Annotated in this window: 22 protein-coding genes; 4 read left to right on the plus strand and 18 right to left on the minus strand. The window is 65.0% G+C overall.

The genetic code is table 11. The features are described from left to right. The first annotated feature begins 120 nt into the window (after positions 1-120). From D002_RS0103670 to D002_RS0103680, 3 genes are read left to right on the plus strand one after another with little or no spacing between them, the layout of a single operon-like run. Positions 121-1,059 (plus strand): MoxR family ATPase, encoded by a 939-nt coding sequence (locus D002_RS0103670; RefSeq protein ID WP_018140559.1) that lies wholly within the window; start codon positions 121-123, stop codon positions 1,057-1,059. Then, positions 1,041-2,066 carry a DUF58 domain-containing protein gene (locus D002_RS0103675; RefSeq protein WP_018140560.1) on the plus strand — a complete coding sequence of 342 codons (1,026 nt, stop codon included), beginning with the start codon at positions 1,041-1,043 and terminating at the stop codon, positions 2,064-2,066. The genes D002_RS0103670 and D002_RS0103675 overlap by 19 nt, the downstream gene beginning before the upstream one ends. Continuing rightward, positions 2,063-4,117: a DUF3488 and transglutaminase-like domain-containing protein gene (locus D002_RS0103680; protein ID WP_018140561.1), complete on the plus strand. Its 2,055-nt coding sequence runs from the start codon at positions 2,063-2,065 to the stop codon at positions 4,115-4,117. The genes D002_RS0103675 and D002_RS0103680 overlap by 4 nt, the downstream gene beginning before the upstream one ends. Positions 4,118-4,271: 154 nt before the next feature. Here the strand turns inward: D002_RS0103680 and iscR are convergent, their stop codons facing one another. From iscR to leuC, 17 genes are all read right to left on the minus strand, one after another. Then, complete coding sequence (iscR, locus tag D002_RS0103685; protein ID WP_018140562.1) at positions 4,272-4,751, minus strand: Fe-S cluster assembly transcriptional regulator IscR; 480 nt, start codon at positions 4,749-4,751, stop codon at positions 4,272-4,274. Positions 4,752-5,053: 302 nt separating this feature from the next. After that, positions 5,054-5,629 (minus strand): L,D-transpeptidase, encoded by a 576-nt coding sequence (locus D002_RS0103690; protein ID WP_026181495.1) that lies wholly within the window; start codon positions 5,627-5,629, stop codon positions 5,054-5,056. A 13-nt stretch (positions 5,630-5,642) separates the two neighbouring features. Then, on the minus strand, positions 5,643-7,151 hold the full coding sequence (purF, locus tag D002_RS0103695) for an amidophosphoribosyltransferase (protein ID WP_018140564.1): 1,509 nt from the start codon (positions 7,149-7,151) through the stop codon (positions 5,643-5,645). 19 nt (positions 7,152-7,170) lie between these two features. After that, positions 7,171-7,719, minus strand: a complete 549-nt coding sequence (locus D002_RS0103700) for a CvpA family protein (protein WP_018140565.1) — start codon at positions 7,717-7,719, stop codon at positions 7,171-7,173. Between the two features lie 73 nt (positions 7,720-7,792). Beyond that, on the minus strand, positions 7,793-8,386 hold the full coding sequence (locus D002_RS0103705) for an SPOR domain-containing protein (protein ID WP_018140566.1): 594 nt from the start codon (positions 8,384-8,386) through the stop codon (positions 7,793-7,795). Positions 8,387-8,481: 95 nt separating this feature from the next. Then, positions 8,482-9,819, minus strand: coding sequence for a folylpolyglutamate synthase/dihydrofolate synthase family protein (locus tag D002_RS0103710; protein WP_018140567.1), 1,338 nt, complete (start codon positions 9,817-9,819; stop codon positions 8,482-8,484). Between the two features lie 5 nt (positions 9,820-9,824). Further along, positions 9,825-10,787: an acetyl-CoA carboxylase, carboxyltransferase subunit beta gene (gene accD, locus D002_RS0103715; RefSeq protein WP_018140568.1), complete on the minus strand. Its 963-nt coding sequence runs from the start codon at positions 10,785-10,787 to the stop codon at positions 9,825-9,827. 36 nt (positions 10,788-10,823) lie between these two features. Next, positions 10,824-11,657 (minus strand): tryptophan synthase subunit alpha, encoded by an 834-nt coding sequence (gene trpA / locus D002_RS0103720; RefSeq protein ID WP_018140569.1) that lies wholly within the window; start codon positions 11,655-11,657, stop codon positions 10,824-10,826. After that, the gene (gene trpB / locus D002_RS0103725; protein WP_018140570.1) at positions 11,654-12,862 is read right to left on the minus strand and encodes a tryptophan synthase subunit beta; all 1,209 of its coding nucleotides are present in this window, start codon (positions 12,860-12,862) and stop codon (positions 11,654-11,656) included. The genes trpA and trpB overlap by 4 nt, the downstream gene beginning before the upstream one ends. Then, positions 12,849-13,490 carry a phosphoribosylanthranilate isomerase gene (locus D002_RS0103730; RefSeq protein WP_018140571.1) on the minus strand — a complete coding sequence of 214 codons (642 nt, stop codon included), beginning with the start codon at positions 13,488-13,490 and terminating at the stop codon, positions 12,849-12,851. Before D002_RS0103730 ends, trpB begins: the two co-directional genes overlap by 14 nt. 70 nt (positions 13,491-13,560) lie before the next feature. Then, positions 13,561-14,433, minus strand: a complete 873-nt coding sequence (gene truA / locus D002_RS0103735) for a tRNA pseudouridine(38-40) synthase TruA (protein ID WP_369772004.1) — start codon at positions 14,431-14,433, stop codon at positions 13,561-13,563. After that, positions 14,418-15,086, minus strand: coding sequence for a hypothetical protein (locus D002_RS0103740; protein ID WP_026181497.1), 669 nt, complete (start codon positions 15,084-15,086; stop codon positions 14,418-14,420). Before D002_RS0103740 ends, truA begins: the two co-directional genes overlap by 16 nt. A gap of 188 nt (positions 15,087-15,274) precedes the next feature. Then, positions 15,275-17,758, minus strand: a complete 2,484-nt coding sequence (locus D002_RS0103745; protein ID WP_026181498.1) for a FimV/HubP family polar landmark protein — start codon at positions 17,756-17,758, stop codon at positions 15,275-15,277. An 89-nt stretch (positions 17,759-17,847) separates the two neighbouring features. Beyond that, entirely contained in the window at positions 17,848-18,873 is a 1,026-nt protein-coding gene (locus D002_RS0103750; protein ID WP_018140575.1) for an aspartate-semialdehyde dehydrogenase, read from the minus strand. A gap of 46 nt (positions 18,874-18,919) precedes the next feature. After that, the gene (leuB, locus tag D002_RS0103755) at positions 18,920-19,993 is read right to left on the minus strand and encodes a 3-isopropylmalate dehydrogenase (protein ID WP_018140576.1); all 1,074 of its coding nucleotides are present in this window, start codon (positions 19,991-19,993) and stop codon (positions 18,920-18,922) included. A gap of 464 nt (positions 19,994-20,457) precedes the next feature. After that, positions 20,458-21,102, minus strand: a complete 645-nt coding sequence (gene leuD, locus D002_RS0103760) for a 3-isopropylmalate dehydratase small subunit (RefSeq protein ID WP_018140577.1) — start codon at positions 21,100-21,102, stop codon at positions 20,458-20,460. Positions 21,103-21,105: 3 nt separating this feature from the next. Beyond that, on the minus strand, positions 21,106-22,518 hold the full coding sequence (gene leuC / locus D002_RS0103765) for a 3-isopropylmalate dehydratase large subunit (protein WP_018140578.1): 1,413 nt from the start codon (positions 22,516-22,518) through the stop codon (positions 21,106-21,108). 423 nt (positions 22,519-22,941) lie between these two features. On the opposite strand from leuC, the gene D002_RS0103770 reads away from it, so the two are divergent. After that, complete coding sequence (locus D002_RS0103770; protein WP_018140579.1) at positions 22,942-23,820, plus strand: LysR family transcriptional regulator; 879 nt, start codon at positions 22,942-22,944, stop codon at positions 23,818-23,820. 37 nt (positions 23,821-23,857) lie between these two features. Here D002_RS0103770 and arsJ read toward each other — a convergent pair whose 3' ends face one another. Then, a complete protein-coding gene (arsJ, locus tag D002_RS0103775) occupies positions 23,858-25,087 on the minus strand; it encodes an organoarsenical effux MFS transporter ArsJ (protein ID WP_018140580.1) in 1,230 nt (409 codons plus the stop codon). Between the last annotated feature and the right edge of the window lie 2 nt (positions 25,088-25,089).

Genomic DNA, 25,089 nt, shown 5'->3' on the forward strand with positions numbered 1-25,089 from the left:
TGGACGATTGCCGCCATGGTAGCCGCAACAAGGCCCCGGGAACCATTCGGGCCCGACAAACTCTTCTACGGGAGCCGACCCAAGCGGTACTCCTTACTCCATATCGACCAAGAGGTTCGCATGCCACCGGCAACGGATGCCCTGCAGCAGGTGGAACACGCCCTGAACGAGATCCTTCTCGGGAAGCCCGAGCCGGTACGGCTAGCACTCGCCTGCCTGCTCGCCAACGGGCACCTGCTGATTGAGGATCAACCCGGGGTCGGCAAGACCACCCTGGCCCACGCGCTCGCGCGCGCCATGAACCTCGATTATCGTCGGGTCCAGTTCACCAGCGACCTGCTGCCGGGCGACGTTCTGGGCGTCTCGGTATTCGAGCAGGGCAGTGGGGAATTCCGCTTCCATCCGGGCCCGATCTTCACTCAAGTCTTGCTGGCCGACGAGATCAACCGTGCCCCACCGAAAACCCAGAGCGCGCTACTGGAGGCCATGGAAGAGCGCCAGGCCAGTGTCGAGGGCGCCACGCGCGAGTTGCCGGTGCCCTTCTTCGTGATCGCCACGCAAAACCCCGAAGAACAGGTCGGCACTCATCCGCTGCCGGAGTCCCAACTGGACCGTTTCCTGATGCGCATCCAGCTCGGCTATCCGGACGCCCGTGCCGAGCGCGCCTTGCTGGAACGGGGAAGTCCCGCGCAGTCCGCGTCCCCTCTCGCCGACAGCCATCCGGCCCCACCCAGCCTGGTTGCCCCACATCAACTGCGGCAGTGGCAGGAGCAAGTATCGGACGTTCACGCCGAGGGTGCGGTACTGGACTATCTGCAAGGGCTACTGGCCGCCAGTCGCGACCGCGCCCATTTTGCCCACGGCCTGTCGCCGCGCGCCGGCCTGGGACTATTGCGTGCCGCGCGCGCCCACGCCTTCCTCGATGGTCGTGACTACGCCACACCGGATGATATTGCCCGCGTACTTCCGGCCGTGGCCGGGCACCGCTTGCGCGCCCGCGAGCCGGAAACCCCCGAACGCAGTGTCGCCCGCCTGATGGAATGCGTCCCGACTCCGTGAGCGTCCCGTCCCGTTCGCGCCGGCGCATGGCGCGGCTGCGCGACGATGCCATCCGCTGGATCACCCGCCGCCATGCGCACGACGGCGCAGCGGCGCACCTAGGGCGTGACCGCATCTACATCCTGCCCACGCGCGCCGGTTACACCCTGCTCGGGATCATCCTGGTGATGCTCCTTGGATCCATCAATTACTCGAACAACATGGCCTTTCTGCTGACCTTCCTGCTGGTCGGCATCGGCCACAACGCGATGTGGTACACCCATCGCAACCTGCTGGGCCTGCGCATTGCCACCCTGCCCGTGCCGCCGGTGTTTGCCGGGCAGCCCCTGCAAATCCCGTTACGCCTGGAGGAGGCCGCAGGCCGCGCCCGTGAGGCGCTAAACCTGCGCGTTGGGCCGCAGGCAACCAAGCCCCTGGCGATCCCGGCGCAGGGCTCGACCACGGCCACCCTGACGCTCGCCAACCCAGGGCGCGGCATCTACTCGTTACCGCGCCAGCGCCTGGACACACGCTACCCCCTCGGCATCCTGGAAGTCTGGTCCTGGCTTACGCTCGCACCGGAAATCGTCGTCTATCCCGCGCCCATTGATCCGGGCGACCCCCAAGGCGGGGGCGGCGACCAATCCGAACAGGGCTTGGCCCGTCGCGAGGGCGAGGCGCCGGACCAGATCCGCCCCTACCGCCCCGGGGACCCACCCGGACGCATTGTGTGGAAGGCCTACGCCCGCAGCGGCAAGCTGCATGTGCGCGAGGCTGCCAGCGGCCAGGGGGATCGCCTGTGGCTGGACTGGGAGGCCATGCCCGCCAGCGACCCCGAGACACGGCTGTCCATGCTGTGCCATCAAGTCCTGGCCGCGCATAACGAGGGTCGGATCTACGGCTTGCGCCTGCCTGGCCAGACACTCGAACCCGCCCAGGGCCCCGCCCACCGCGCACACTGCCTGCGCAGCCTGGCGCAGTTCCAGACGGAACCCGTCGAGCTTCAGCCACAGGCCCGTGGGGCATGACACCAACGTTCGCAGCAGCCTACGCCAACCCCAACCTACGGGGCCTCGAACTCGCCCTGATCGCATTGCCGGTCGCCGCGCTGCCTCACATCTGGCACCAGCCGATCTGGATCAGTGTGCTGGTGGCGCTGGCCATCGCCGTTCGTGCCTGGCTTCTAGTAAGCGGACGCCAGGCACCCTCGCTGGGCGTGATGAGCCTTCTGGCCCTGATGGCCGGTGGACTCACCTTCGTGCAGTACGGCACGGTCTTTGGGCAGGAGCCCGGCACCGCCCTGCTGTTGGTGATGATCGCATTCAAACTGCTGGAGACACGCAACCGGCGCGACATCGTCATTGCGTTGTTCCTGGGCTATTTCGTCGTCGTCACCACCTATTTCTTCGACCAATCCATCCTGATCGCGGCCTACTCCCTGTTGGCCACCGCGCTGCTCACGGCCGCCCTGATTCAAGTGCACGCCGAACGGTTCATCGCGCGGCGCCAACTCGCCCGCCAGGCGGGCACCATGCTCCTGCATGCCCTGCCCTTCATGTTGATCCTGTTCGTGGTGTTTCCCCGCATACAGGGACCGTTGTGGGGAGACCCCCAGCGTGACCAAACGGCCCAGACCGGCCTGTCCGGCGAGCTCAACCCAGGCGACATTGCCCAGCTCCTGCAGGACGAATCCACCGCCCTGCGCGTCGAGTTCGACACCGACGTACCGCCTCTGCGTGCCCAATACTGGCGCGCCCTGGTCATGACCGACTTCGACGGCCGCCGCTGGTCCGTCGACGAGGGCCGGTCTACCATCCAGCCAACTGCAGTCGATCACGACACTCTGGTGCATTACACCGCGACCCTGGAACCCACTCGCGCCCGCTATCTACCCGTACTCGACTACCCGGCCGTGTTGCCCGATGACGCCGACCTGCGGGCGAACCACCAAGTCCTGCGCGATCGGCGTATTACCAACCGTATCCAGTACAGCGCTGCGGCGGACCTCACCACCCCGCCGGGGGCAGGCGAGGCAGAGCTGGACCCCGAAGAACGCGAACGGGCGCTGCACCTGCCCCCCTCCGCCGCGCCACGGTCGCGCGCGGAGGTCGCCCTGTGGCGGGCTACCCACGGCGACGATGATCGCGCGATCATCCAGGAGGCCCTGCAACGCTTTGGTGCCGAGCCCTACCGCTATACCCTGCAACCCCCAACCCTGCAGGACGACACCACCGATCAGTTTCTGTTCGAGACCCAGGCCGGCTACTGTGAGCACTACGCCTCGGCCTTTGCCGTCTTGATGCGCGCAGCCGGCATCCCCACACGGGTTATCACCGGCTACCAGGGGGGCGCCTGGCAGACGCGGGGCGAGTACCTGCGCCTGCGCAATGCGGACGCCCATGCCTGGAACGAGGTGTGGCTGGATGGCGAAGGCTGGGTGCGGATTGATCCCACCGCCGCCATCGCGCCGGAGCGTATCGAACAGGGTCTGACCGGGTTGGCACAGGACACCGGTGAGGATATTCCCGGCTTCCTGCGTGATGGCGAAGGATTGTCGTGGATGCAGCGCGCCCGCTTCGGGCTGGAGGACTGGCGCGACTTTGCGCAGTTCCGCTGGGAGAGCTGGGTGCTCGCCTTTGATCCGGAGCGCCAGCGCGAGCTGTTCGCTCGCCTGGGGCTGGATTCACAGGATTGGCGCTCTATTCTGATTGCGTTGGCGGTCGGGTTTGGCAGTCTTGCGGTGCTGGCGATCGCCTGGGTATGGCTGCGCACGCCGCGGCGGCGACTACCCGCGGCCGAACGACTGCTGCAACGCCTTTCACGCCGCCTCGCGCGACATGACCGGACGCTTGCGCGACACCCCCATGAGCCGGTGCATGTCTGGTCACGCCGAGTGGCGCAGGCACGGCCAGACCTGGCGGACACCCTCAGGGCCTTCGCCGAGGTCTATAACCGGCAGCGTTTCGGCAAGCTTTCGTCCAATCAACGCGCGGACGAACTCGAACGCCTACGGGACCTGTTGCGCGACGTGCCTCGCGGATCACCCAGGCAGGCCGTCCATACGCCCATCCATCAGTAGGGAAACGCTACTGATCGAATCGCACGTGCATGCTGGTACGCGGGCCTTCCGGGTGTGCGTCGCACCCGCCAGAACGACTCGGGGCCACTTGGTCGTACAAACCCAGGCGGCCCCGTTCCATGTCTGCGCCCCCCGATGGGGGACACCCGGCGAATTACGCCGCGTCGTTACGGAAGATGAAGTGGTGACGCGCTCCGCGGCGCTCATCCTGACGACGTGCAACCTTCTGCACTTCGGGACGGTTGGCAAACTGCGACAACGTAATCCCGTCCAGGAAGTCATAGAGCTGCTGGCTGAGGTCATCCCACAACTCATGGGTCAGGCAGCGATCACCATCCTGGCAGTCCTTGTGGCCCTTGCAACGGGTCACATCCACCGATTCGTCCACCGCGGTGATGATATTGGCGATACTGATCTGATCGGCACGCTTGGCCAGGCGGTAGCCACCACCGGGTCCGCGCACGCCTTCCACCAGTTCGGCCTTACGCAGCTTGGCAAACAGCTGTTCCAGATAGGACAGCGAAATACCCTGGCACTGCGAGATGTCGGCAAGCGTAACGGGACCAATCCGGTCATGGATTGCGAGATCCATCATCGCGGTCACCGCGTAGCGGCCCTTGGTTGAGAGTTTCATATGCCTTGCCTCCGAAATACCGTGTATATGTGTCCTGCTCGACATCCGTTCGCAGGCTTGAATCCGTTCTAATTTCCTGACAACGCTTGTCAGGAATAATTCCCTTCTTACCTGACCACCAGGGTCGGGAATAATTCCCCTATTCTAGCAGGCGAATGAGCAAAGATCACGGAATGCTAACGTAGATGTTCAGACCCCCCACCCACGGTAAGTTCCCGCACGACCACAAATCGCGTGGGGGCGCGTCTTAAAGCGGTCGTTCGGAATGGGAGTCGAACAGGTGGCCGGGCACGGCCAAACGGTCAGGAAAGATCCGGGACCTCAGGGCCATCAAGGATGGTCACCACCGTCCCCACGGGCAGACGCGGAAACAATTCGATCACGTCGTCGTTGCGCATGCGCACACAACCTTCTGAAGCCGGCTCGCCAATGCGGCCTTCCTCGTCGGTGCCATGGATGTAGATATAGCGCCGGAGGGAATCGACATTCCCGCCCTGGTTGATGCCAGGCTCCAGCCCGTCCAGCCAGAGAATGCGCGAGGTGATGTTGTCGCGGGGGCTGCGCGCGCCCGGTTCGGTCAGGATATCCGCGATCTGGCCGGTGTCACCCCGGGCACGGAAAATGGTGCCGCGTGGGGCATCCTCGCCAAAACGTTCGGCAATGCGGTGCAAACCCAATGGGGTCTTGAATGTCCCCTCCTCGAAGCCGATACCCCGTTCGGATGTCGACACATCGAAGATGTCGGTCACCTGCCCGCGCTCCCAGACATACAGCCGTTGCTGGTCGACCCGTACCACCACGATCGGGACATCAACGGCATCCGGGGCACGCTCCTGCGCATCCCGGATCACGGGTTCGATCCATTCCAGGCTGGGCAAGCTCACCTCACGTCTACTTCTTGTTGGCCAGATCCAGCACCTCGCCGGCTACTGGGGTATTCACCAGCCCATCACCCCGCAACGCGGCCAGGTGCTCCAGGTAGTCCGGGGGCAGTTCCGTCACGTACTCGCCCGTGAATACGGAACAGTCAAAGGTACTAATGTTTCGGTTGCCCCGACGCACGGCCTTTTGCAGATCTTCGAGATCCTGATAGATCAGACGATCCGCCGCGATCGCCTCGCATACAGCGTCCTCGTCGCGATCGTGGGCAATCAGCTCCTCCGCGGCGGGCATGTCGATGCCATACACGTTGGGGTAGCGCACCGGCGGTGCAGCCGAGGCGAAATACACCTTCTTGGCCCCCGCTTCCCGCGCCATCATCACGATCTCGCGCGAGGTCGTACCCCGGACGATGGAGTCGTCCACCAGCATCACGTTCTTGCCACGAAATTCCAGCGAGATCGCGTTCAGCTTCTGGCGTACGGATTTCCGCCGCTTGGTCTGGCCCGGCATGATGAACGTACGACCGATATAGCGGTTCTTGATGAACCCCTCGCGGTACTTGATGTTCAGCTCATGCGCCATCTCCAGCGCCACGGTGCGGCCGGTGTCGGGGATCGGCACGATCACGTCGATGTCGTGATCCGGCCAGATGCGGCGGATCTTTTCGCCCAGCGCGGTACCCATGCGCATGCGCGCGCGATGCACGAAGACGTTATCGATCACCGAATCGGGTCGAGCAAAATACACGTGTTCGAAGATACAGGGGTTGAGGGCCGTCTCTTCCGCGCATACCCGCGTGCGGACCTCACCCTCGGGCGTGATGAACAACGCCTCCCCCGGCGCTAGATCACGCTCCAAATCGAAGCCCTGAGAGTCCAGGGCCGCGCTCTCCGACGCCACCATCCATTCACGTCCACCCTCTTCCGCCTCACGCGAGCCATAGACGATCGGACGGATGCCGTGCGGATCGCGGAAAGCCAGCAAGCCGCCACCCGCAATCATCGCCACCACCGCATAGGCGCCCTCGGCGCGCTGGTGCACGCGTTCAACCGCGTCGAATACGGAATCGGGGGTCAGCCCATTGTCGAGAAAGCGCAGCAATTCCTGCGCAAACACGTTCAACAGGATTTCGGAATCCGAATCCGTGTTGATGTGCCGGCGATCCGTGGCAAACAACGCCTGCTTCAGCTCGCGGGCATTGGTCAGATTGCCGTTGTGCCCCAATGTAATCCCGAACGGCGAGTTCACATAAAACGGCTGGGCCTCGGCCGAGCTGGATGAGCCCGCCGTCGGGTACCGAACATGGCCGATACCCATGTTTCCGGTCAGGCTCTGCATGTGCTGGTTGTTGAAAACGTCGCGCACCAGACCATTGTCCTTGCGCAGATGCAACCGTCCATCGTCGTCGCAGGTCACGATGCCGGCGGCATCCTGGCCACGGTGCTGCAACACCAGCAAGGCGTCATAAAGGGGCTGGTTCACCGGGCTGCGCCCGACGATTCCGACAACTCCACACATACAGTTCAGAACTCCAGGTTTACGGCGTCGATGCGTCGCCGTCGGGGATCACTTCTTCGACCGGTTCGTCGCTAGCCAGCAGGTCGTGGATCTGTTCCTGCCAGCCCTCCGGTAACTGTCCGATTAGCCAGTCCACCAGGCGCTCGAATTCGGGGATCAGGCGACTGCTCTCCCACCAGGGCTCGTCCGGCATCAGCGTCAACGAGGCCAGGAACACCAGCACCGCCACCAGAAGCACGCCACGTAGCAGGCCGAAGATCACACCCAGCGAGCGATCCGTGCCCGTCAGGCCGCTTCCCTTGACCAGACGATTGGCGAGCACCCCGAGGATGCCACCCACAATCAGGACCGCAATAAATACCAGCGCAAACCCAATGCCCAGACGCAGCGTCGCATCCGATATCGCCTGCGGAAGCTGTTCCGCCACCTCGGCTGCATAGCGAATGCCCAGCCACACCCCCACGATCCAGGTCGCGAGCGAAAACGACTCACGCACGAAGCCGCGAAACAGGCTTATGAGCCCCGATACAACGATCAGGGCAATGATGATGAGATCAATCCAGTTCACGGAGCGGGCTTCGCATGGTGAAAGGGCGCGTAGTTTACCGTAGCCGTGCGGCGTTCGCAGTCCATTGGCCACATCATGGATGCGCCACCACGATCCCGGATAACTCGAGCTCTTCCGCGAGGCGCTCACCCAGCGCCACGGCGTCCTCGCGCTGGGCCAGCGGGCCCACCTTCACGCGGTAGATTGCACGCCCATCCGCCGTGGAATCGTCGATAAAGGCAGGCCATCCGGCTTCGCGCAGGCGCTCGCGCTGTTCCCGGGCGTTATCCTCGTCACGAAAGCTGCCAATCTGCACGGCCCAGCCGGCTTGTACAGGCTGATCGGGCTCCACCGGCGCGGCCGCCTGGGGCGTCGCGTCGCTGGACTCGCGCTCGGCGTCGGCTTCGGGACCGCCATTGTCCAGGCTGCGCAACTCGGCCACCAACCCATCCCGTTCCGGCACCGGCGTCGGCGGGGAGGCCTCGGCCTCTCGTCCCGGTCCGGGACGTTCCGACGGCAGGGCAATGTCCGGCTCGGCGAAGGTTGGGGGTGCAGGGACCGGGTTTTCGACACCGCTCATGTGCTCATAGCCGGCACCATCGAACAGCCACGGCAGAAAGATGACCGCCAGCACGATCAGGATCACCGCACCGACGAGGCGAAAGCGGATTGGATTGTCGCTATTCATGCAGCCATCCGTGTGCGGATGTTGAAGGGGTACAACAACGTCCTGACATTACGCTCGCGCCCGGTCCCGCCGCAAGCAAGCCATTGCCGGAGCGCTCAGACCGCATTCGCGACTCCGCGACCCGGCCCACCCACGTGCGCACACCCCGACAAGGCCGTCGCGGCCAGTTCGGGTGTCAGCTCCAACACAGCGGCCACGGTATAGAACGAGCCGAAAACCACGATCCGGCCGTCCGGCCCGGCCAGTTCGGCCGCCACGCGCATACAGGCCCGCGCGTCATCCAGGCGCTGCACGCGCGGCTGCCCCGCCGCCTCCAGCTCGTCCGCCAGGGTGGACGCGGGAAGCGCGCGGGGTAGCGTCAAGGGTATCGGTACCCAGGCATCCATGTGGCCCGCCAGGGCCGTCCACATGGGAGCGCGTTCCTTGTCGGCCATCACCGCAACCAGGGCCACCGTCGGGCCAGATACCGGGTGGGCGCCCAGCCACCGGGCCAGCTCGCCAACGGCATGGACATTGTGGGCCACGTCCAGCAACCACTGCGGCTCGCCCGGCAACACCTGCAGGCGCCCCGGCGCCGAGGTGCCCAAGGCCAGGCTGATGGTGGTGTCCGTCAAATGTTCGGTCACACCCAAGGCCTCCACAACCGCCAACGCGGTCGCCGAATTCTGCAATGTGGCCCCGTCCAGCATCCCAGCGGCACCCTCCACCTTCCATTCAGAGACCCTGTCCCCGAATCGCCATAGCAACCGGCCGTCCTCCCGCTCCAGCCCGAAATCCTGGCCCGCACGCAGCGACTTCGCCCCGAGGCGTTCGGCGTGTTCCAGAACACTGGCAGGTGGCTCGAGCTCGCCCAACACGACGGGGCGCCCCGCCCGCATGATCCCCGCTTTTTCACGGCCGATCGCCTCGCGGGTATCCCCCAGCCAGGTCTGGTGATCCAAGTCGACCGCAGTGATGGCCGCCACGTCGGCATCCCAGATGTTAACCGCATCCAGACGCCCGCCCAGACCGACCTCCAGGACCTGGACCGCGGCGCCCGCCTCTCGAAACAACCAGGCGGCGGCCAACGCACCGAACTCGAAGTAGGTCAGGGAATCATCGCCGCGGGCCTGGTCAATGGCCTCGAAGGCGCGACACAGAGCGGAATCGGAAACTGGATCGCCATCCATGCGGATGCGTTCGTTGTAACGCAGTAGATGCGGCGAGGTGAACAGCCCGACGCGCAGCCCCTGCGCCTGCAGCAGCGCCGCCGTGCGCGTGGCGACGGTGCCTTTGCCGTTGGTCCCGGCGACGATCGCGCTGCGCGGCCCGGTGTCATCACGCAATCCCAGACGGTCGGCAACGACCGCAATCCGGTCCAGCGTCAGGTCCATGCCCACGGGATGCAGCTGTTCCTGAAAGGACAGCCACTCCTCCAGGGTGGAGAACCGCACGGTGGTCAGTTGCGGTGCGACGGGGTCGTGCTCTGGACGTCCCCGCCATTGTCGGGACTAATGACCTCGACGTTCGTGTCTTCGTCGTCCGTCGGTTCAACGTCCGAGACCGGGGCTGGACCATGGGTCAGCATCCCCAGCACCGAAGCCAGTCGACCCCGCATGTCGCGACGGTCCACGATCATGTCGACTGCCCCATGCTCGAGCAGGAATTCGGAACGCTGGAAGCCCTCCGGAAGTGTCTCGCGAACCGTCTGCTGAATCACGCGCGGCCCGGCAAAACCAATCAGGGCATTCGGTTCGGCGACGTTCAGGTCGCCCAGCATCGCCAGACTCGCCGAGACGCCACCCATCGTCGGATCGGTCATCACTGAAATAAACGGGATCCGCTCTTCCTGCATCCGCGCCAGGACGGCGCTGGTCTTGGCCATCTGCAGCAACGAGAACAACGCCTCCTGCATGCGTGCCCCACCCGAGGCGCTGAAGCAGACCAGTGGAATACCCTGCTCCAGCGAACGATTAGCCCCCCGGACGAAGCGTTCACCCACTGCGGAACCCATCGACCCACCCATGAAGCGGAAATCGAAGGCCGAAGCCACCAGCGGGCGTCCCAGCAACTGGCCCTGCATCACGACCAGGGCATCGCGCTCTCCGGTCGCCTTCTGAGCCGCCACCAGACGATCCTTGTACTTCTTGGAGTCACGGAACTTGAGGACATCGGAGGATTCGATATCGGCCGCGATCTCCTCACGACCCTCGGCATCCAGGAAGGTTTCCAGACGGCGGCGGGCACTCATGCGGCGGTGATGACTGCACTTCGGGCACACGTCGAGGTTGCGTTCCACCTCGGGGCGGTACAACGTCGCATCACAGCCCTCACAACGCACCCAGAGACCTTCGGGTACACCCCTCTTGGTCGCGTTATCGGTGCGGATGCGCGAAGGCATCAACTTCTCGAACCAGCTCATGCCGTCTCCCTGTAATCCGAATCGGCGCCGCGCATTCTACACTGTGGCCGCCGCACCCGGGGAACGCGCCACATCCATCGCGTCACGCATCTCCCGCACCACCGTCGCTGCAGCCCGGGCAAAACCATCGGCATCGCCGTCATGTTCCTCGGCCAGGCGTACGATAGCGCTGCCCACCACGACCGCATCGGCTACCTGCGCCACCTGGGCGGCGGTCTGCGCATCGCGGATGCCGAACCCGACGCCCAGCGGCAACCCGGTGTGCCGGCGCAATCCCTCCAGGCGCTCGGCCAGGGCCGAGGTATCCAGCGTCTGCGACCCGGTCACGCCCTTCAGCGAAACATAGTAGACGAACCCGCGCGCGGCCCTGGCCACGTGATCGATGCGGGCGTCGGAGGTGGTCGGCGCGACCAGGAAGATCGGATCGATCCCGGACGCCTCCAACAGGTCGACGACCTCCTCGCTCTCCTCCGGCGGCAGATCGACGGTTAGCAAGCCATCAAGGCCCGCCGTCTTCGCGGTAGCGGCAAAGGCCTCGTAACCCATGCGCTCCACCGGATTCAGGTACCCCATTAGTACCACCGGCGTCGTGGTGTCGGTCTTGCGAAACTCCGCGACCATTGCCAGCACGTCACGCAGGCTGGTCCCGAAGCGCAGTGCACGCTCGCAAGCCTTCTGAATCACCGGACCGTCCGCCATCGGATCGGAAAACGGCACGCCCAGCTCAATCAGGTCCGCGCCCGCCGCGACCAGTGCATGCATCAGGGGCACCGTCGCGCCGGGTTCCGGATCGCCGGCGGTCACGTACGGGATCAACGCAGCCCGGTTCTGCTCGCGCAATTCGGCAAAGCGCTGTTCGATGCGGCTCATAACGTAATCCCCTCGCGTTCGGCCACGGTGTTCAGGTCCTTGTCGCCACGCCCGGACAGATTGATGATGATGCTCTGATCCGGGCGCATCTGCGGTGCCAGATCCAGCACATGCGCGATCGCATGGCTCGTCTCCAGCGCCGGGATAATGCCCTCGGTACGCGTCATACGGTGGAAACCGGCCAATGCCTGGTCATCCGTCACCGAGACGTAATTCACCCGACCGATGTCCTTCAGCCAGGCATGTTCCGGCCCGACCCCCGGATAGTCCAGCCCGGCGGAGACCGAGTGCGTGCCAATGATCTGGCCGTTCTCGTCCTCCATCAGATAGGTCCGGTTGCCGTGCAACACCCCCGGCTGTCCCGCGCACAACGGCGCGGAGTGCCGGCCCGTCTCGACGCCGTCGCCACCGGCCTCGACCCCGATCATTTCCACCGACTCGTCGCCCAGGAATGGATGGAACAGCCCGATGGCATTCGATCCACCGCCCACGCAGGCCACCAGGGCGTCCGGCAGCTTGCCGGTCATCTCCAGATGCTGTTCGCGGGCCTCACGGCCAATCACCGCCTGGAAGTCGCGCACCATCGCCGGATACGGATGCGGCCCGGCCACCGTGCCGATGATGTAGAAGGTATCGTCGACGTTGGTGACCCAGTCTCGCATCGCCTCGTTCAAGGCATCCTTCAGCGTGCGGGTCCCGGACTTCACAACGACCACCTCGGCCCCCAGCAAGCGCATGCGATACACGTTCTGCGACTGGCGGCGCGTGTCCTCCTCGCCCATGTACACCACGCATTCCAGACCGAGACGCGCGGCCACGGTCGCGGTCGCCACACCGTGCTGCCCTGCGCCCGTCTCGGCAATAATGCGCGTCTTGCCCAGCTTCTTCGCCAGCAACGCCTGTCCGATGGTGTTGTTCACCTTGTGCGCGCCGGTGTGGTTCAGATCCTCGCGCTTGAGGTAGATCTGCGCTCCGCCCAGTTCGCGCGACAGACGCTCGGCGTGATAAAGCGGGTTGGGCCGCCCCACGAACTGCTTCAGGTCGTGATCCAGCTCCGCCATGAAATCCGGGTCGTTGATGTACTGCTCGTACACCTGCTGCAACTCGTCCAGAGCCCCCATCAGGGTCTCCGAGACAAACCGCCCCCCGTAGGGACCAAAATGCCCGCGGGCGTCCGGGAACGCCGCCCAGTCAATCTTGCTCATTCGTTTCCACCTCGCATTGGCGTACGGCCCCAACAAAGGCCTGCATACGCCGTGAATCCTTGATCCCGGGCGCCGATTCCACGCCGGAACTCACATCGACCCCATACGGGCGCAGGTGTTCCAGCGCCTCGCGCACCGAGTCCGCATCCAACCCCCCGGCCAGCAGCCAGGGCCGCTCCAACGCACCTGGCACCTGCCCCCAGTCGAAGCGATGACCCGACCCACCGCTGCGCCCGGCACCGTGGCTATCCAGAAGAAAGCCCTGGGCATCGGGGTGTTCGTCCATGTGGGGTCGTGGGTCCTGCCCTTCGCCCATCGCAATGGCCTTCAGGTACGGCCGACCGAAGCCCGCGCAAAATGCCGGCGCCTCCTGCCCATGGAACTGCAGACAATCCAGCGCCACGGCCTGCAGTACCGCCTCGACGCGGGATGCATCGGGGTCCACCAGCAGCCCGACGGTGGTCACAAAAGGTGGCAGCGCGGACGCAATCAATGCAGCCTGCGCAGGCTCCACGAACCGACGGCTCGCTGGATGGAACACCAGTCCGATCGCATCGGCCCCGGCGGCCGCCGCCGCCACCGCCTGCTCCGGCGTGGTGATCCCACAAATTTTGACCCGATAGCGCATCCGAAGCCGGCCCTGTTGATCAAGCCGCAAAGCCTACCAGAAGCGAGCCACCCGCCCGATGTTTCCGCAATCAAACCGCTCCATTCCCCGGTACCCCGTCGAAGACCGGACCCGACGTGATCGGCAATTCGAACTCGCCCGGGTAATCCACATGCACGAAGTACAGCCCACCAGCCGGAGCGGTGATCCCCGACGCGCGACGGTCGCGGGCGGCCAGCACCTTCACCGGCCAGTCCACCTCGGCACGCCCGTCGCCGACGGCCAGCAGCACCCCGGCAATGTTGCGCACCATGTGGTGCAGAAAGGCGTTCGCGTGAATATCCAGCACCACATGGGCACCGCGGCGCACCACTGCAAGGGAATGGACCTGGCGCACAGCGGATTTTGCCTGACAGGCGGCAGCCCGCAGGCTGGTGAAGTCGTGCTCGCCAACAAACACCTGCCCGGCGTCGTGCATACGCGAAGCATCCAGTGGCCGCCGCCACCAGGACACCCGCCCCGCCTCCAGCGCCGGCCGCACCGCTCGGTTCGCAATTACATAGCGGTACCGCCTGCCAAACGCACCAAAGCGTGCATGAAAGTCGTCCGCCACCGGCCGCGCCCAGGTCACCGCAATCCCATCCGGAAGGCGACTGTTCGCGCCCAGCACCCAGGCATGGGTGTCGCGCCGCGATGGCGTATCGAAGTGCACCACCTGTGCAGTGGCATGGACCCCCGCGTCCGTGCGCCCCGCACAGGTCAGTTCCACCGAATGATTGGCCACAAATCCCAGTGCCGCCTCCAAATGCCCTTGCACACTGGGTCCATCCTTCTGGCGTTGCCAGCCCAGCAGGCCGCGGCCGTCATACTCCACTCCGAGGGCCCAGCGCTGGGATCCCGCGCCGGCCAGCTCATGCCCCGCTCGTTCTTGATACTCACTCAAGCCCGTCACCCCAGCCACCATGCCACCCATGCCGCGATCACCCCCGCCCACAACACGACCACCGGCCAATCCGACCTCAACCATGTTCCCGCAGCAGGCTCCTGTGTATCCGCCGACGGTTGCATTGGCCCGCCCCCCGTGAGGGCCCGATCCAGCTGCACCACCAGCCATTCGTGCACCGCGCGCAACCGATTGCGTCGGGAACCGTCGAGCCCGGCGCGCCGCGCCTCCACCGACGGCCGCTCACTTTCGAACAACGCCAGCGCCAGAAACAATCGCCCGGAAAAGCGCTCGCCCCAGCCGCCCAACATCTGCCGCGGCCCACCCAATAGCCGCCCCAAGCTGCGGACAAGCACGGTACGGGGGAAATGCTCGGTCAACCAGACCACTAGGAACAGCACCAAAACCAACGCCAGGATGCGGCCACCGGCCTCCAGAAGCCCTGCAGCCAGACTTTCCCCCTCGGTCGGCCAAAGGCCATAGAACACCAGCAGCGACAGGTAGAACCACTTCATGCGCAGAATCAGTCGCCCCGCCCGTCGCCACGGCAATCCTTCAGCGGCAGCCAACCCCAGAACCACGGCGGCGATCACGGCCAAAACCCATGGCAATGCCGTCACCAGAACCGCGGAAGCCCCGAGCACCCCCAGCAAGCCCCAAATCCCCAGCCTCACGGCATGCGGGTCAGGCACCGACGCGGTCGGCGATGCAACGGTCTCGGTCTCCACCACTGGCAACGATCCATCCAATCGAAAAAGGCCCCGCCCGGAGCTTTACCCTCAGGCGGGGCCTTCATTCTACCCATCCGTTCAATTGCTAAGGCGATCGCCATTGCGTCGCCCAACTCCCGGCCGAGCCGTGATCACGAACCCTTGATCTGGTCCCTGATCGCTTCAGCCTCGCGCTTCTGCTCATCGGTACCGGTGGCCAGGACCTCGTCGATCAGTTCCTGGGCCCCTTCCTGGTCGCCCATGTCGGCGTAGGCCTGGGCCAGACTGAGGCGGGTCACATTCTCGTCCGTGTCAGCGGACTCCGTGACATCGTCGCTTTGACCTTCCGTCGGCTCTTCGGCCGCACCCCCGCCGAAGAGGTTCTCGTCCAGATCCAGTCCCGGCTCCTGCTCGGCCGTCTCACCCGACTCCGACTCGGCGTCCATATCCGGAAGTTCGGCGTCGTCGAGATCGAAAGCCAGGTTGTTGAGGTCATCCATAGCCTCATCACTTTCCGCATCACCCTGCGCGGCACTGGCCAGATCCGACTCCAGGTTTTCGTCGATATCGAAGGAAAGGCCTTCGTCACCTGTCACCGACTTGGTGTCAGCGCTCTCGGTCCCTTCATCGGTTTCCGGCAACTCCAGGCCGGAGAAATCGATCTCGTTGCTGTCACTGCCTTCCGGAACGCCGCCGGCGTCCGCAGTCTCGCCGAGGTCCTCAGCCGCCGCTCCACCTGCCGCAGCGGCGCCCAACCCCGCGACACCGATGCGCGACTCCAGCTCGGAAAGGCGGTCACGCGTATCCGTGTCGTTCGGATCCAGTCGATCACGCAGCGCGGACGCCGCCTGACGAGCCCCCTCATCGTCCTCCTGCGCCAGATACGCCTCGACCCGTTTCAGCTGGTACTCGGTGTTTTCGGGATTACGTTCGATCGCCGCATTCAGCGTTTCGAGGGCCTGATCATTCATGCCGTACGCCAGGCAGACGTCGACCTCGGCCAGCACATCATCCGCTGCCTCGCCGTCCTGAGTCGCACTGGCCACAACGATCTCGCCCACTGCCTCCTCCGGATCGGCCGGAGGATGCGCGGACTCTTCCTGCTGAGTGATGGAACGGTCATCGTCACCGGATGCCGCCGTCGTGGCGATGGCGGCCGCCGTACCGGCCGCTGCAGCGCCCGCGGCTGGCCCACCGGACGTCTCGTCGACTTCTCGGGCCTCATACCCGCTAGCCGCATCGCCCGCCGCTTGAACCTTGCTGTTATCCGCCCGCGGCTGCAGGCCGGCGCTGCGGTCGTCCACGATCACCTCGCGGCGTCCACCGCGTGCAAATGCCAGCAGCACCAGCAGCAGCAGGATGACCAGGGCGATGGCCATCATCAGCAACAACGGATCATTCATGATCCGCTCGTGCAGCGGCGCATTACGCTCGGCATCCGCACGATCCAGACGGCTCATCAACTGTTCGCGTTCGGCGCGCAATTGGCTGAGCTGGTCTTCCAACTCCGCCATGTTCTCGCTGGAGATATCCGCCAGGCGCCCGCGCTCTCCGAGCTCCTCACGCAGATCGGAGATCTGGTCACGCATGCCCTCCATCTCGGCACGCTGTGACAGCAAGGCCTCCTGCAGCAACTCTTCCGAACCGCCCTGGGTCACTCCCGCCTCGGCGTCTTCCGGCGTCAGGTCGGCCACGATTTCCAGACGATCTTCCGCCACAGCTTCTTCGGCCGCGACATCATCCTCCGCCGGCGTCGCTTCTTCGGTCGCGGCGGCATCGACTTCCACTTCAGCGACCGCGGCCTCTTCGTCTTCAATGGCTGCCGCCGTCTCGTCCTCGGCAGCTGCCTCATCCTCCGCTGCCACCGCCTCTTCATCGGCAGCAGCCGTGACCTCCTCTTCCGGAGCCTCCTCGGGTGCCTCGCGAGCAGCCTGGGTGGACGCCTGCCAGCTCTGCGTCTGCTCGACCACCTCGGTTCGCGCCTGCGCGGTGCTGCGTGCTTCTAATTCGGCGCGCGAAGGCGTGCGCAACTCTGCGTCGGCACGCAGGGCATTGATGTTATTGCCCATGAATGCCCGCGGGTTGGCGTCCAGGAAAGCCAGCATCACCTGCTCGTCGCTGTAGCCGGAGATACCGCTACGGCGCACGACGGAGTACAGGGTGTCACCGCTGCGCACCTGGATGGTCTCACCTTCACGCGGGGTGCGAGGTACATCCTCGGACGGTTGGCTCACGGTAGGGGCCGAGACACCACTCGGCATCGTCCCGGGGGGATCGAGCAGCAAGGAGACTTCACGCATCGCGCGGCCACCATCCCAGCGCGCTTCCAGCAGAATACCCACGTAGGGCTCGCGCACCGGCCGTCGCGTCGTCAGGATCACGCGATTACCTTCAAGCTCAATATTCAGGTCGCCAGGCACCCCGCCACGATTCAGCCCGGCACGGCGATAGGCATCCTCGGAGGCCTGCCGGATTCGCAAGGAATCGCCAACGGCATCCACCCCACGCAAGGGGATCTCCGCCTGCAAGGGCTGATTCAGGAAGGACTGAAGATTGGTTTCACCGAAGCCCACAGAATTCGAGGACGCCGGGGCCACCAGCAGCAAGAACAAAAACCCAACCAATAGCTTGCGCACGAATTCCCCCTGAAAGTGCCGCGTGGCCCCAATGCCCCTGGCCACGGATATATCGGGGGAAGGTTCCCCCGACGTTTTCCCGGATTAAATCACAGGTAATCCCGGATCAAAACCTCCGCGATCTGGATCGTGTTCAGTGCGGCACCCTTGCGCACGTTATCCGAGACCACCCAGAGGTTCAGACCGCGCGGATGCGAGATGTCCTTGCGGATGCGGCCAACGAACACCGCATCCTTGCCAGAACCCTCCGTGACGGCCGTGGGATAGCCCCCGTCTTCGTGCTTGTCGAGCACGGTCACGCCCGGTGCGGCGGCCAGAATTTCGCGCGCCTTATCGGCGGTGATCTTCTCCCGCGTCTCGATATGCAGGGCCTCGGAATGGCCGTAGAACACCGGGATACGCACCGCGGTCGGGTTCACCAGGATGGACTCGTCGCCCATGATCTTGCGGGTCTCCCAGACCATTTTCATCTCTTCCTTGGTGTAGCCGTTGTCCTGGAAGACGTCGATGTGCGGGAGCGCGTTGAACGCGATCTGCTTGGGATAGACGTTGCACTCCACCGGGCGGCCATTCAGCAGTGCCGCCGTCTGGTGGGCCAGTTCCTCGATCGCCTCCTTGCCGGTGCCGGAGACGGCCTGGTAGGTCGCGACGTTGATGCGCTCGATTCCCACCGCATCGTGCAATGGCTTGAGCGCCACCAGCATCTGGATGGTGGAGCAGTTGGGGTTCGCGATAATCCCGTGCTTCGTGTAATCGCCCACCGCGTCCGGGTTTACCTCCGGCACCACCAGCGGAATTTCCGGGTCGTAGCGGAACTGCGAGGTGTTGTCGATCACCACACAGCCGGCCGCCGCAGCCTTCGGTGCGTACTCCGCTGAGACGGACGCGCCCGGCGAAAACAGCCCGATCTGTACAGTGGAGAAATCGAAGGTCGCCAGATCCTCCACGTCCAGCTCGCGCCGACCGAAGTTGACCGTCTTGCCCACCGACCGTGAACTCGCCAGCGCATGCACCCGCCCCAAAGGCAGGCCGCGCTCGGCCAGAATGGACAGCAGGGTCTCGCCGACGGCGCCGGTCGCACCCACCACGGCCACGTCAAACTTGCGGTCACTCATTGTCTATTCCCGATTGAACTTTATTCGTTAAGTAGCTGTATTCTATTTAATCGTCGAGCGCAGAAACCAACGCGTCGCCCATACCCTGAGTACCCACCAGGGTCATACCATCGCCGAAGATGTCCGGCGTACGCAGGCCCTGATCCAGCACTCGACCCACGGCCTGCTCGATACGCTCGGCCAGGTCATTCCGGTTCAGACTGTGGCGCAGCAGCATCGCCACCGACAGCACTGTTGCCATCGGGTTGGCCTTGCCCTGCCCCGCGATATCCGGTGCCGAACCGTGGATCGGCTCATACAGACCAACCCCCTCACTGTTCAGCGAAGCCGACGGCAACATACCGATGGAACCCGTTAGCATCGCCGCTGCATCCGACAGGATGTCACCGAACATGTTGCTGGTCACCATGACGTCGAACTGCTTGGGGTCACGCACCAGCTGCATTGCCGCGTTATCCACATACATGTGGGACAGCTCGACCTCGGGGAATTCCTGGCCGACCCGCTCGACCACCTCGCGCCACAGCTCGGAGACCTCGAGCACATTGGCCTTGTCCACCGAACACAGGCGTTTGCCCCGCTTCATCGCAGCCTCGAAGCCGACCCGCGCGATGCGTTCGATCTCCGATTCGCTGTAAGCGGCGGTATTGAAGCCGTAGCGCTCGCCATTGCGCTCCTCGATCCCGCGCGGCTGGCCAAAGTAGATCCCGCCGGTCAGCTCGCGCACGATCAGGATATCCAGCCCGCTGACCACCTCCGGCTTCAGCGTGGAGGCTGAGGCCAGCTGCGGATACAGGATCGCCGGGCGCAGGTTTGCGAACAGACCCAGATCCGAACGGATGCCCAGCAGCCCGCGCTCGGGGCGGAGATCACGTTCCAGCGATTCGTACTGCGGGCCGCCGACCGCCCCCAGCAGGATCGCGTCGGCGCGGCGCGCCGCCTCGCGCGTGGCCTCCGGGTAGGGGTGCCCGGCCGCATCGTGCGCCGCGCCCCCGATCAGGCCCTGCTCGATCTCCAGATCCAGCCCGCCGATCTCGCCCACACGCTCCAGCACCTTCAGCGCCTCGGCCACAATCTCGGGCCCGATCCCGTCCCCGGGCAATACCAGAATTCGGCTCACAAACCTCTCCCAATCATTTCAATTCAAGTCCTTGACCGTCAGTCATTGCGAGGCCCCGCCAGGGGCCGTGGCAACCTCCCAACGAAACCCCAACGTTCACCCGACCCGGCGCCGGGGCCACCCACAGAGATCGCCACGTCGCTTCGCTTCTCGCGACGACGGTGCGCCCCGGCCCCGTCGTTGCGAGGCCCCGCAAGGGGCCGTGGCAACCTCCGGAAGCTGCCAGAGCGCCGGCACATGGATCCGGTGGTTCCGGACGGAGGTTGCTTCGTCGCAGCGCTCCTCGCAATGACGGCACCTCTACCTCGTCATTGCGAGGCCCCGTAGGGGCCGTGGCAATCTCCGGACGAAACCACCGGATCCCGGTACCGGCGCTCGGCCATTGTTTGGGAGATCGCCACGTCGCTTCGCTTCTCGCGATGACGGTGCCCGGGTTCAGGTCGCCCGCGCCATCTCTATCGTTTCTAACGTTGCTCCGCCATCCACGGCCATTCGCGGCGCTGGCGTTCTTCGAAGGCGCGGATGTCATCGCCGTATTTCAGCGTCAGGGCGATGTCATCCAGGCCGTTCAACAGGCGGTGGCGCCGGTCCTCGTCCAGCGTGAAACGGAACACGGTACCGTCCGGCGCCGTTACGGTCATTTCTTCCAGATTCACCTCGACCTGCGCACCCGGGTTCGCCTCCACCTGATCGAACAGGGTTTGCACCTCACCCTCCGCCAGCACCACCGGCAGCAGGCCGTTTTTGCAGCTGTTGGAGAAAAAGATATCGGCGAACGACGGTGCAATGACCGCGCGAAAGCCGAAGTCGGTCAATGCCCACACCGCGTGCTCGCGCGAGGAACCGCAGCCAAAATTCTTGCGAGCCAGCAGGATCGTCGCCTGGTCATAAGGCGCCTGATTGAGTACGAAATCGGGGTTCGAACGGCGCTGCGAGCTATCCATGCCGGGTTCGCCCGGGTCCAGGTAGCGCCAGTCATCGAAGGCATTGGGGCCAAAGCCCGTGCGCTTGACCGACTTCAGGTACTGCTTCGGGATGATCGCGTCGGTATCGACATTGGAGCGATCCAGCGGCGCGACAATCCCACGGTGTACGGTAAAGGCCTGCATCGCTTACGCCTCCTTCAACGCGGACGGTTCAATGAAGTGCCCGGCCACGGCGGCCGCGGCGGCCAGCGCCGGGCTGACCAGATGGGTACGCCCACCCTGCCCCTGGCGGCCCTCGAAGTTTCGGTTCGAGGTCGAGGCGCAGCGCTCGCCCGGCTCCAGTCGGTCCGCGTTCATCGCCAGACACATGGAACAGCCCGGCTCGCGCCACTCGAAGCCGGCGTCCAGAAAGACCCGGTCCAGCCCTTCCTGCTCCGCCTGCTGCTTCACCAGCCCGGAGCCCGGCACCACCATCGCCAGCTTGATGTTGTCGGCCTTCTTGCGGCCCTTGACCACCTCGGCGGCCGCACGCAGGTCCTCGATCCGCGAGTTCGTGCAGGAGCCGATGAACACCTTGTCCGGACGAATCTCCGTCATCGGGGTATTCGGCTTCAGGTCCATGTACTCCAGCGCCCGCTGCATGCCCTCGGCGCGCACCGGGTCCTTCTCGGCGGCCGGATCCGGCACGCGCCCATCGACCGGCGCGACCATCTCCGGCGAAGTGCCCCAGCTGACCTGGGGCGCGATCTCGGCGGCATCCATCTCCACCACCGCGTCGAACTCGGCATCCGGATCCGATACCAGCGTGCGCCAGTATTCGGCGGCCCGCTCGAACATCTCGCCGGTGGGGGCCTGCGGCTTGCCACGCACGTATTCGATGGTCTTCTCGTCCACCGCAACCATGCCCGCGCGGGCCCCGGCCTCGATCGACATGTTGCAGATGCTCATGCGCCCCTCGACCGACAGGCTGCGGATCGCCGAGCCGGCGAACTCGATCGCATAGCCGGTGCCGCCCGCGGTGCCAATGCGGCCGATGATCGCCAGCACCACGTCCTTGGCGGTCACGCCCGGGCGCAGCTCGCCCTCCACGCGGATCTGCATGGCCTTGGTCTTCTTCTGCCACAGGCACTGCGTGGCCAGCACATGCTCGACCTCGGAGGTGCCGATGCCGAAGGCCAGCGCGCCCAGTGCACCGTGGGTAGAGGTGTGCGAATCGCCACACACGACCGTCATCCCCGGCAGGGTCGCACCCTGCTCCGGCCCGATTACATGCACGATGCCCTGGCGCACATCCGCCATCGGGAAAAACTTCAGCCCGAGGCTGGTGACATTGCTCTCCAGCGTCTCCACCTGAGTGCGCGAGACCGGGTCTTCGATGCCTCGATCTCGATTGGCCGTGGGCACGTTGTGATCCGGCACCGCCAGCACGGAATCGCCGCGCCATGGCTTGCGCCCGGCCAGACGCAGGCCCTCGAAGGCCTGCGGACTGGTCACCTCGTGCACCAGGTGGCGATCGATGTAGAGCAGCGTCGAGCCATCCGGCTCCTCGCGCACTACATGCGCCTCCCACAGCTTGTCGTACAGAGTCTTGCCTACCATCACCTGCTCCCGCGGCCGTGCCGCGTTCTATCGTTCTTGCGCCCCACCGCCGATGATCTACCAGCGCTAGAAAGGCTCGCCCTTGCGCCGCGTCGCGGCATGCACCGGCATCGCACAGCGCCGCAACACACACCGTCATTGCGAGGCCCCGCAGGGGCCGTGGCAACCTCCGTCCGGAACCACCGGTCCTGATACTGGCTCTCTGCCAGCTGGAGGAGGTTGCCGCGTCGCCTTCGGCTCCTCGCAATGACGGCGCCATTAGCCACGCCGCGCAGTGACACGGTTTCAGGGCACCTATCTGCGTAGAGTCTGCGGCCGCCCTGCTATTCTTTCAAATCCGATTTATTATCTTTACCATTCCATCCCGTTATGGAAGGCCCAGCGGTTGGCGATCAGCCGGTCATTATCCCACGGAGGCGAGCGATGCGTCCCGAACAGCTCAGTGTGGAGTCCTTGCAGGCCTTTGTTGCGGTCGTGGATACCGGCGCCTTCTCCGCAGCGGCCGAACGCCTATACCTGACCCAGCCGGCCATCAGCAAGCGGATCCAGTCGCTGGAGGCCACGCTGGAACGCCCGCTGTTCGAACGTCAGGGTCGGCGCGTGCGCCCGACCGAAGTCGCCGAACGTCTGCTACCCGAAGCGCGCGAGATCCTGGCGCGCCTGCGCGCCATTGAGCAGCAGATCGCGGACCTGGACACGGTGGTACATGGCCGCATCCGCCTCGCGACCTCGCACCACATCGCGCTGCACCGCCTGCCCGGCCCGCTGGCCGCAATGCGCGCCCGCTACCCTGATCTGGAGCTGTCCCTGGCCTTCATGGACTCGGAGACCGGCGTCGAGGCGATCCTGCGCGGCGATGCCGACCTGGCCCTGGCCACCCTGCCCGACGACTTGCCCGGCGACATCGAGGCCGAAACGGTCTGGACCGACGAGCTCGTGCCGATGATCGCCCGAGGCCGCAACAGCGAAACCCCGCTGGACACCCTGGAGCGCCTGAAGCAGTGGCCCGCCATCCTGCCACCCGTCGACTCCACCACCCGCCGCCATATCGAACAGAGCCTGAGCGCCCAGGGCCTGCGCCCGCGCGCCGCCCAGGAGAGCCCCTACCTGGAAGTGATCCGCATGATGATTGGCGCCGGCCTCGGCATCGGGTTCTTGCCGCGTTCCATGGCCACCGATGACCTGATCGTGCTCGACTGGCCGGGTTCGGCCATCACCCGTTCTCTGGGCTGGGTACGACACGCCCAACGCTATCGATCGCGAACCGTCGATGCAGTCATCGAGGCTCTGCAAAGTCGATAGCCGTCAGCCGAGTGGTCGCGCGGCACGGACGCCGCGCTCAGGCAGGTGATGCCTCACGCGGGAGCAGCGAGGAGATCATCCAGGTGGCGAAGATGAACAAGGTGGAGGCGATCAGAGCCCCCTCCAGGCCCCAGACCATGAAGATCGCGCCGGAGGCGACGGTACCCACCAGGCGGCCGCCGGCGTTGGCCATGTAGTAGAAGCCGACCTTCATCGCGACGCGATCGGCATCGGCGTAGTCGAGGATCAGGAAGGAGTGCACCGCCGAGTTGATCGCGAAGACCACGCCAAACACGCCCAGGCCGACCATCAGGACCCAGGCCGGGTCCAGGCCCACCTCCAGACCGATCACGATGGCCAGGGGCAGCAGCATCAGAATGAAGGCCCACAGCCGCGCGGTCAGCCCGGTCGGGTGGAGCCCGCCCTTGCCCAGCAGGCGTGGCACCGAGGCCTGCACGATGCCGTAGCCAATGACCCATAGCGCGAGGAACGCGCCCACCTGCATGTGGTTCCAGTCCAGCGTGGCACTGAGAAACACGGGCAGCGCGACCACGAACCAGACGTCGCGGGCCCCGAACAGGAAAAAGCGCGCGGCGGAGAGCACGTTGATCGCAGTCGAGTTGGAAAACATCTGGGTGAACTTCGGCTTGCCACCCACCTTTCCCAAACCGCGCGGCAGCCCGACGATCGAGAACAGCATCACCACCGCGAGCATCCCGGCCAGGATCACCAGCGCCATCTGGAAACCGACGGTGTACAGCAGTGCGCCACCGGCAAAGAAACCCACGCCCTTCAGTGCATTTTTGGAGCCGGTGAGCACCGCCACCAGGCGGAATAGCCGGCCCTCTCCATCCCCGGCGACCAGCTTCACCCCGGACTTCGCACTCATCTTGTTCAGATCCTTGGCGATCCCGGACAGGGCCTGGGCGAACATCACATAGGCCACCCCGAGCCAGGCCTCCGGCACGGTAAGCATCAGCAGGGCCGCGACCTGCAACAGCGTCCCGCCGATCATCGTGGTGTTCACGCCCAGCCGTGCGGCCAGCCAGCCGCCGGTCAGGTTGGTGATCACCCCGAACAGCTCGTAGAACAGGAACAGGAAGGCGATCTCCAGCGGGCTGTAGCCCAGCTGGTGGAAGAACAGCACGACCAGCATGCGGATCGCGCCATCGGTAATGGTGAACGCCCAGTAGTTCGCGATGATCCGGGCATAGGCGCCCAGACCCAGAGTCGGGGGCCCACTTGGATTGGTCGCACTTTCCGCCATTG

Origin of the sequence: Thioalkalivibrio sp. ALJ7 (assembly GCF_000376865.1) — a bacterium.
Lineage (GTDB): Bacteria > Pseudomonadota > Gammaproteobacteria > Ectothiorhodospirales > Ectothiorhodospiraceae > Thioalkalivibrio.

Bases quoted from the DNA above. Each gene is read 5' to 3' on its own strand.
- D002_RS0103670 (WP_018140559.1), top strand. From the start codon at position 121: ATGCCACCGGCAACGGATGCCCTGCAGCAGGTGGAACACGCCCTGAAC.
- iscR (WP_018140562.1), bottom strand. From the start codon at position 4,751: ATGAAACTCTCAACCAAGGGCCGCTACGCGGTGACCGCGATGATGGAT.
- arsJ (WP_018140580.1), bottom strand. From the start codon at position 25,087: ATGGCGGAAAGTGCGACCAATCCAAGTGGGCCCCCGACTCTGGGTCTG.
- accD (WP_018140568.1), bottom strand. From the start codon at position 10,787: ATGAGCTGGTTCGAGAAGTTGATGCCTTCGCGCATCCGCACCGATAAC.
- purF (WP_018140564.1), bottom strand. From the start codon at position 7,151: ATGTGTGGAGTTGTCGGAATCGTCGGGCGCAGCCCGGTGAACCAGCCC.
- D002_RS0103750 (WP_018140575.1), bottom strand. From the start codon at position 18,873: ATGAGTGACCGCAAGTTTGACGTGGCCGTGGTGGGTGCGACCGGCGCC.
- D002_RS0103705 (WP_018140566.1), bottom strand. From the start codon at position 8,386: ATGAATAGCGACAATCCAATCCGCTTTCGCCTCGTCGGTGCGGTGATC.
- D002_RS0103730 (WP_018140571.1), bottom strand. From the start codon at position 13,490: ATGCGCTATCGGGTCAAAATTTGTGGGATCACCACGCCGGAGCAGGCG.
- D002_RS0103680 (WP_018140561.1), top strand. From the start codon at position 2,063: ATGACACCAACGTTCGCAGCAGCCTACGCCAACCCCAACCTACGGGGC.
- D002_RS0103770 (WP_018140579.1), top strand. From the start codon at position 22,942: ATGCGTCCCGAACAGCTCAGTGTGGAGTCCTTGCAGGCCTTTGTTGCG.
- leuD (WP_018140577.1), bottom strand. From the start codon at position 21,102: ATGCAGGCCTTTACCGTACACCGTGGGATTGTCGCGCCGCTGGATCGC.
- D002_RS0103675 (WP_018140560.1), top strand. From the start codon at position 1,041: ATGCGTCCCGACTCCGTGAGCGTCCCGTCCCGTTCGCGCCGGCGCATG.
- truA (WP_369772004.1), bottom strand. From the start codon at position 14,433: ATGGTGGCTGGGGTGACGGGCTTGAGTGAGTATCAAGAACGAGCGGGG.
- leuC (WP_018140578.1), bottom strand. From the start codon at position 22,518: ATGGTAGGCAAGACTCTGTACGACAAGCTGTGGGAGGCGCATGTAGTG.
- trpA (WP_018140569.1), bottom strand. From the start codon at position 11,657: ATGAGCCGCATCGAACAGCGCTTTGCCGAATTGCGCGAGCAGAACCGG.
- trpB (WP_018140570.1), bottom strand. From the start codon at position 12,862: ATGAGCAAGATTGACTGGGCGGCGTTCCCGGACGCCCGCGGGCATTTT.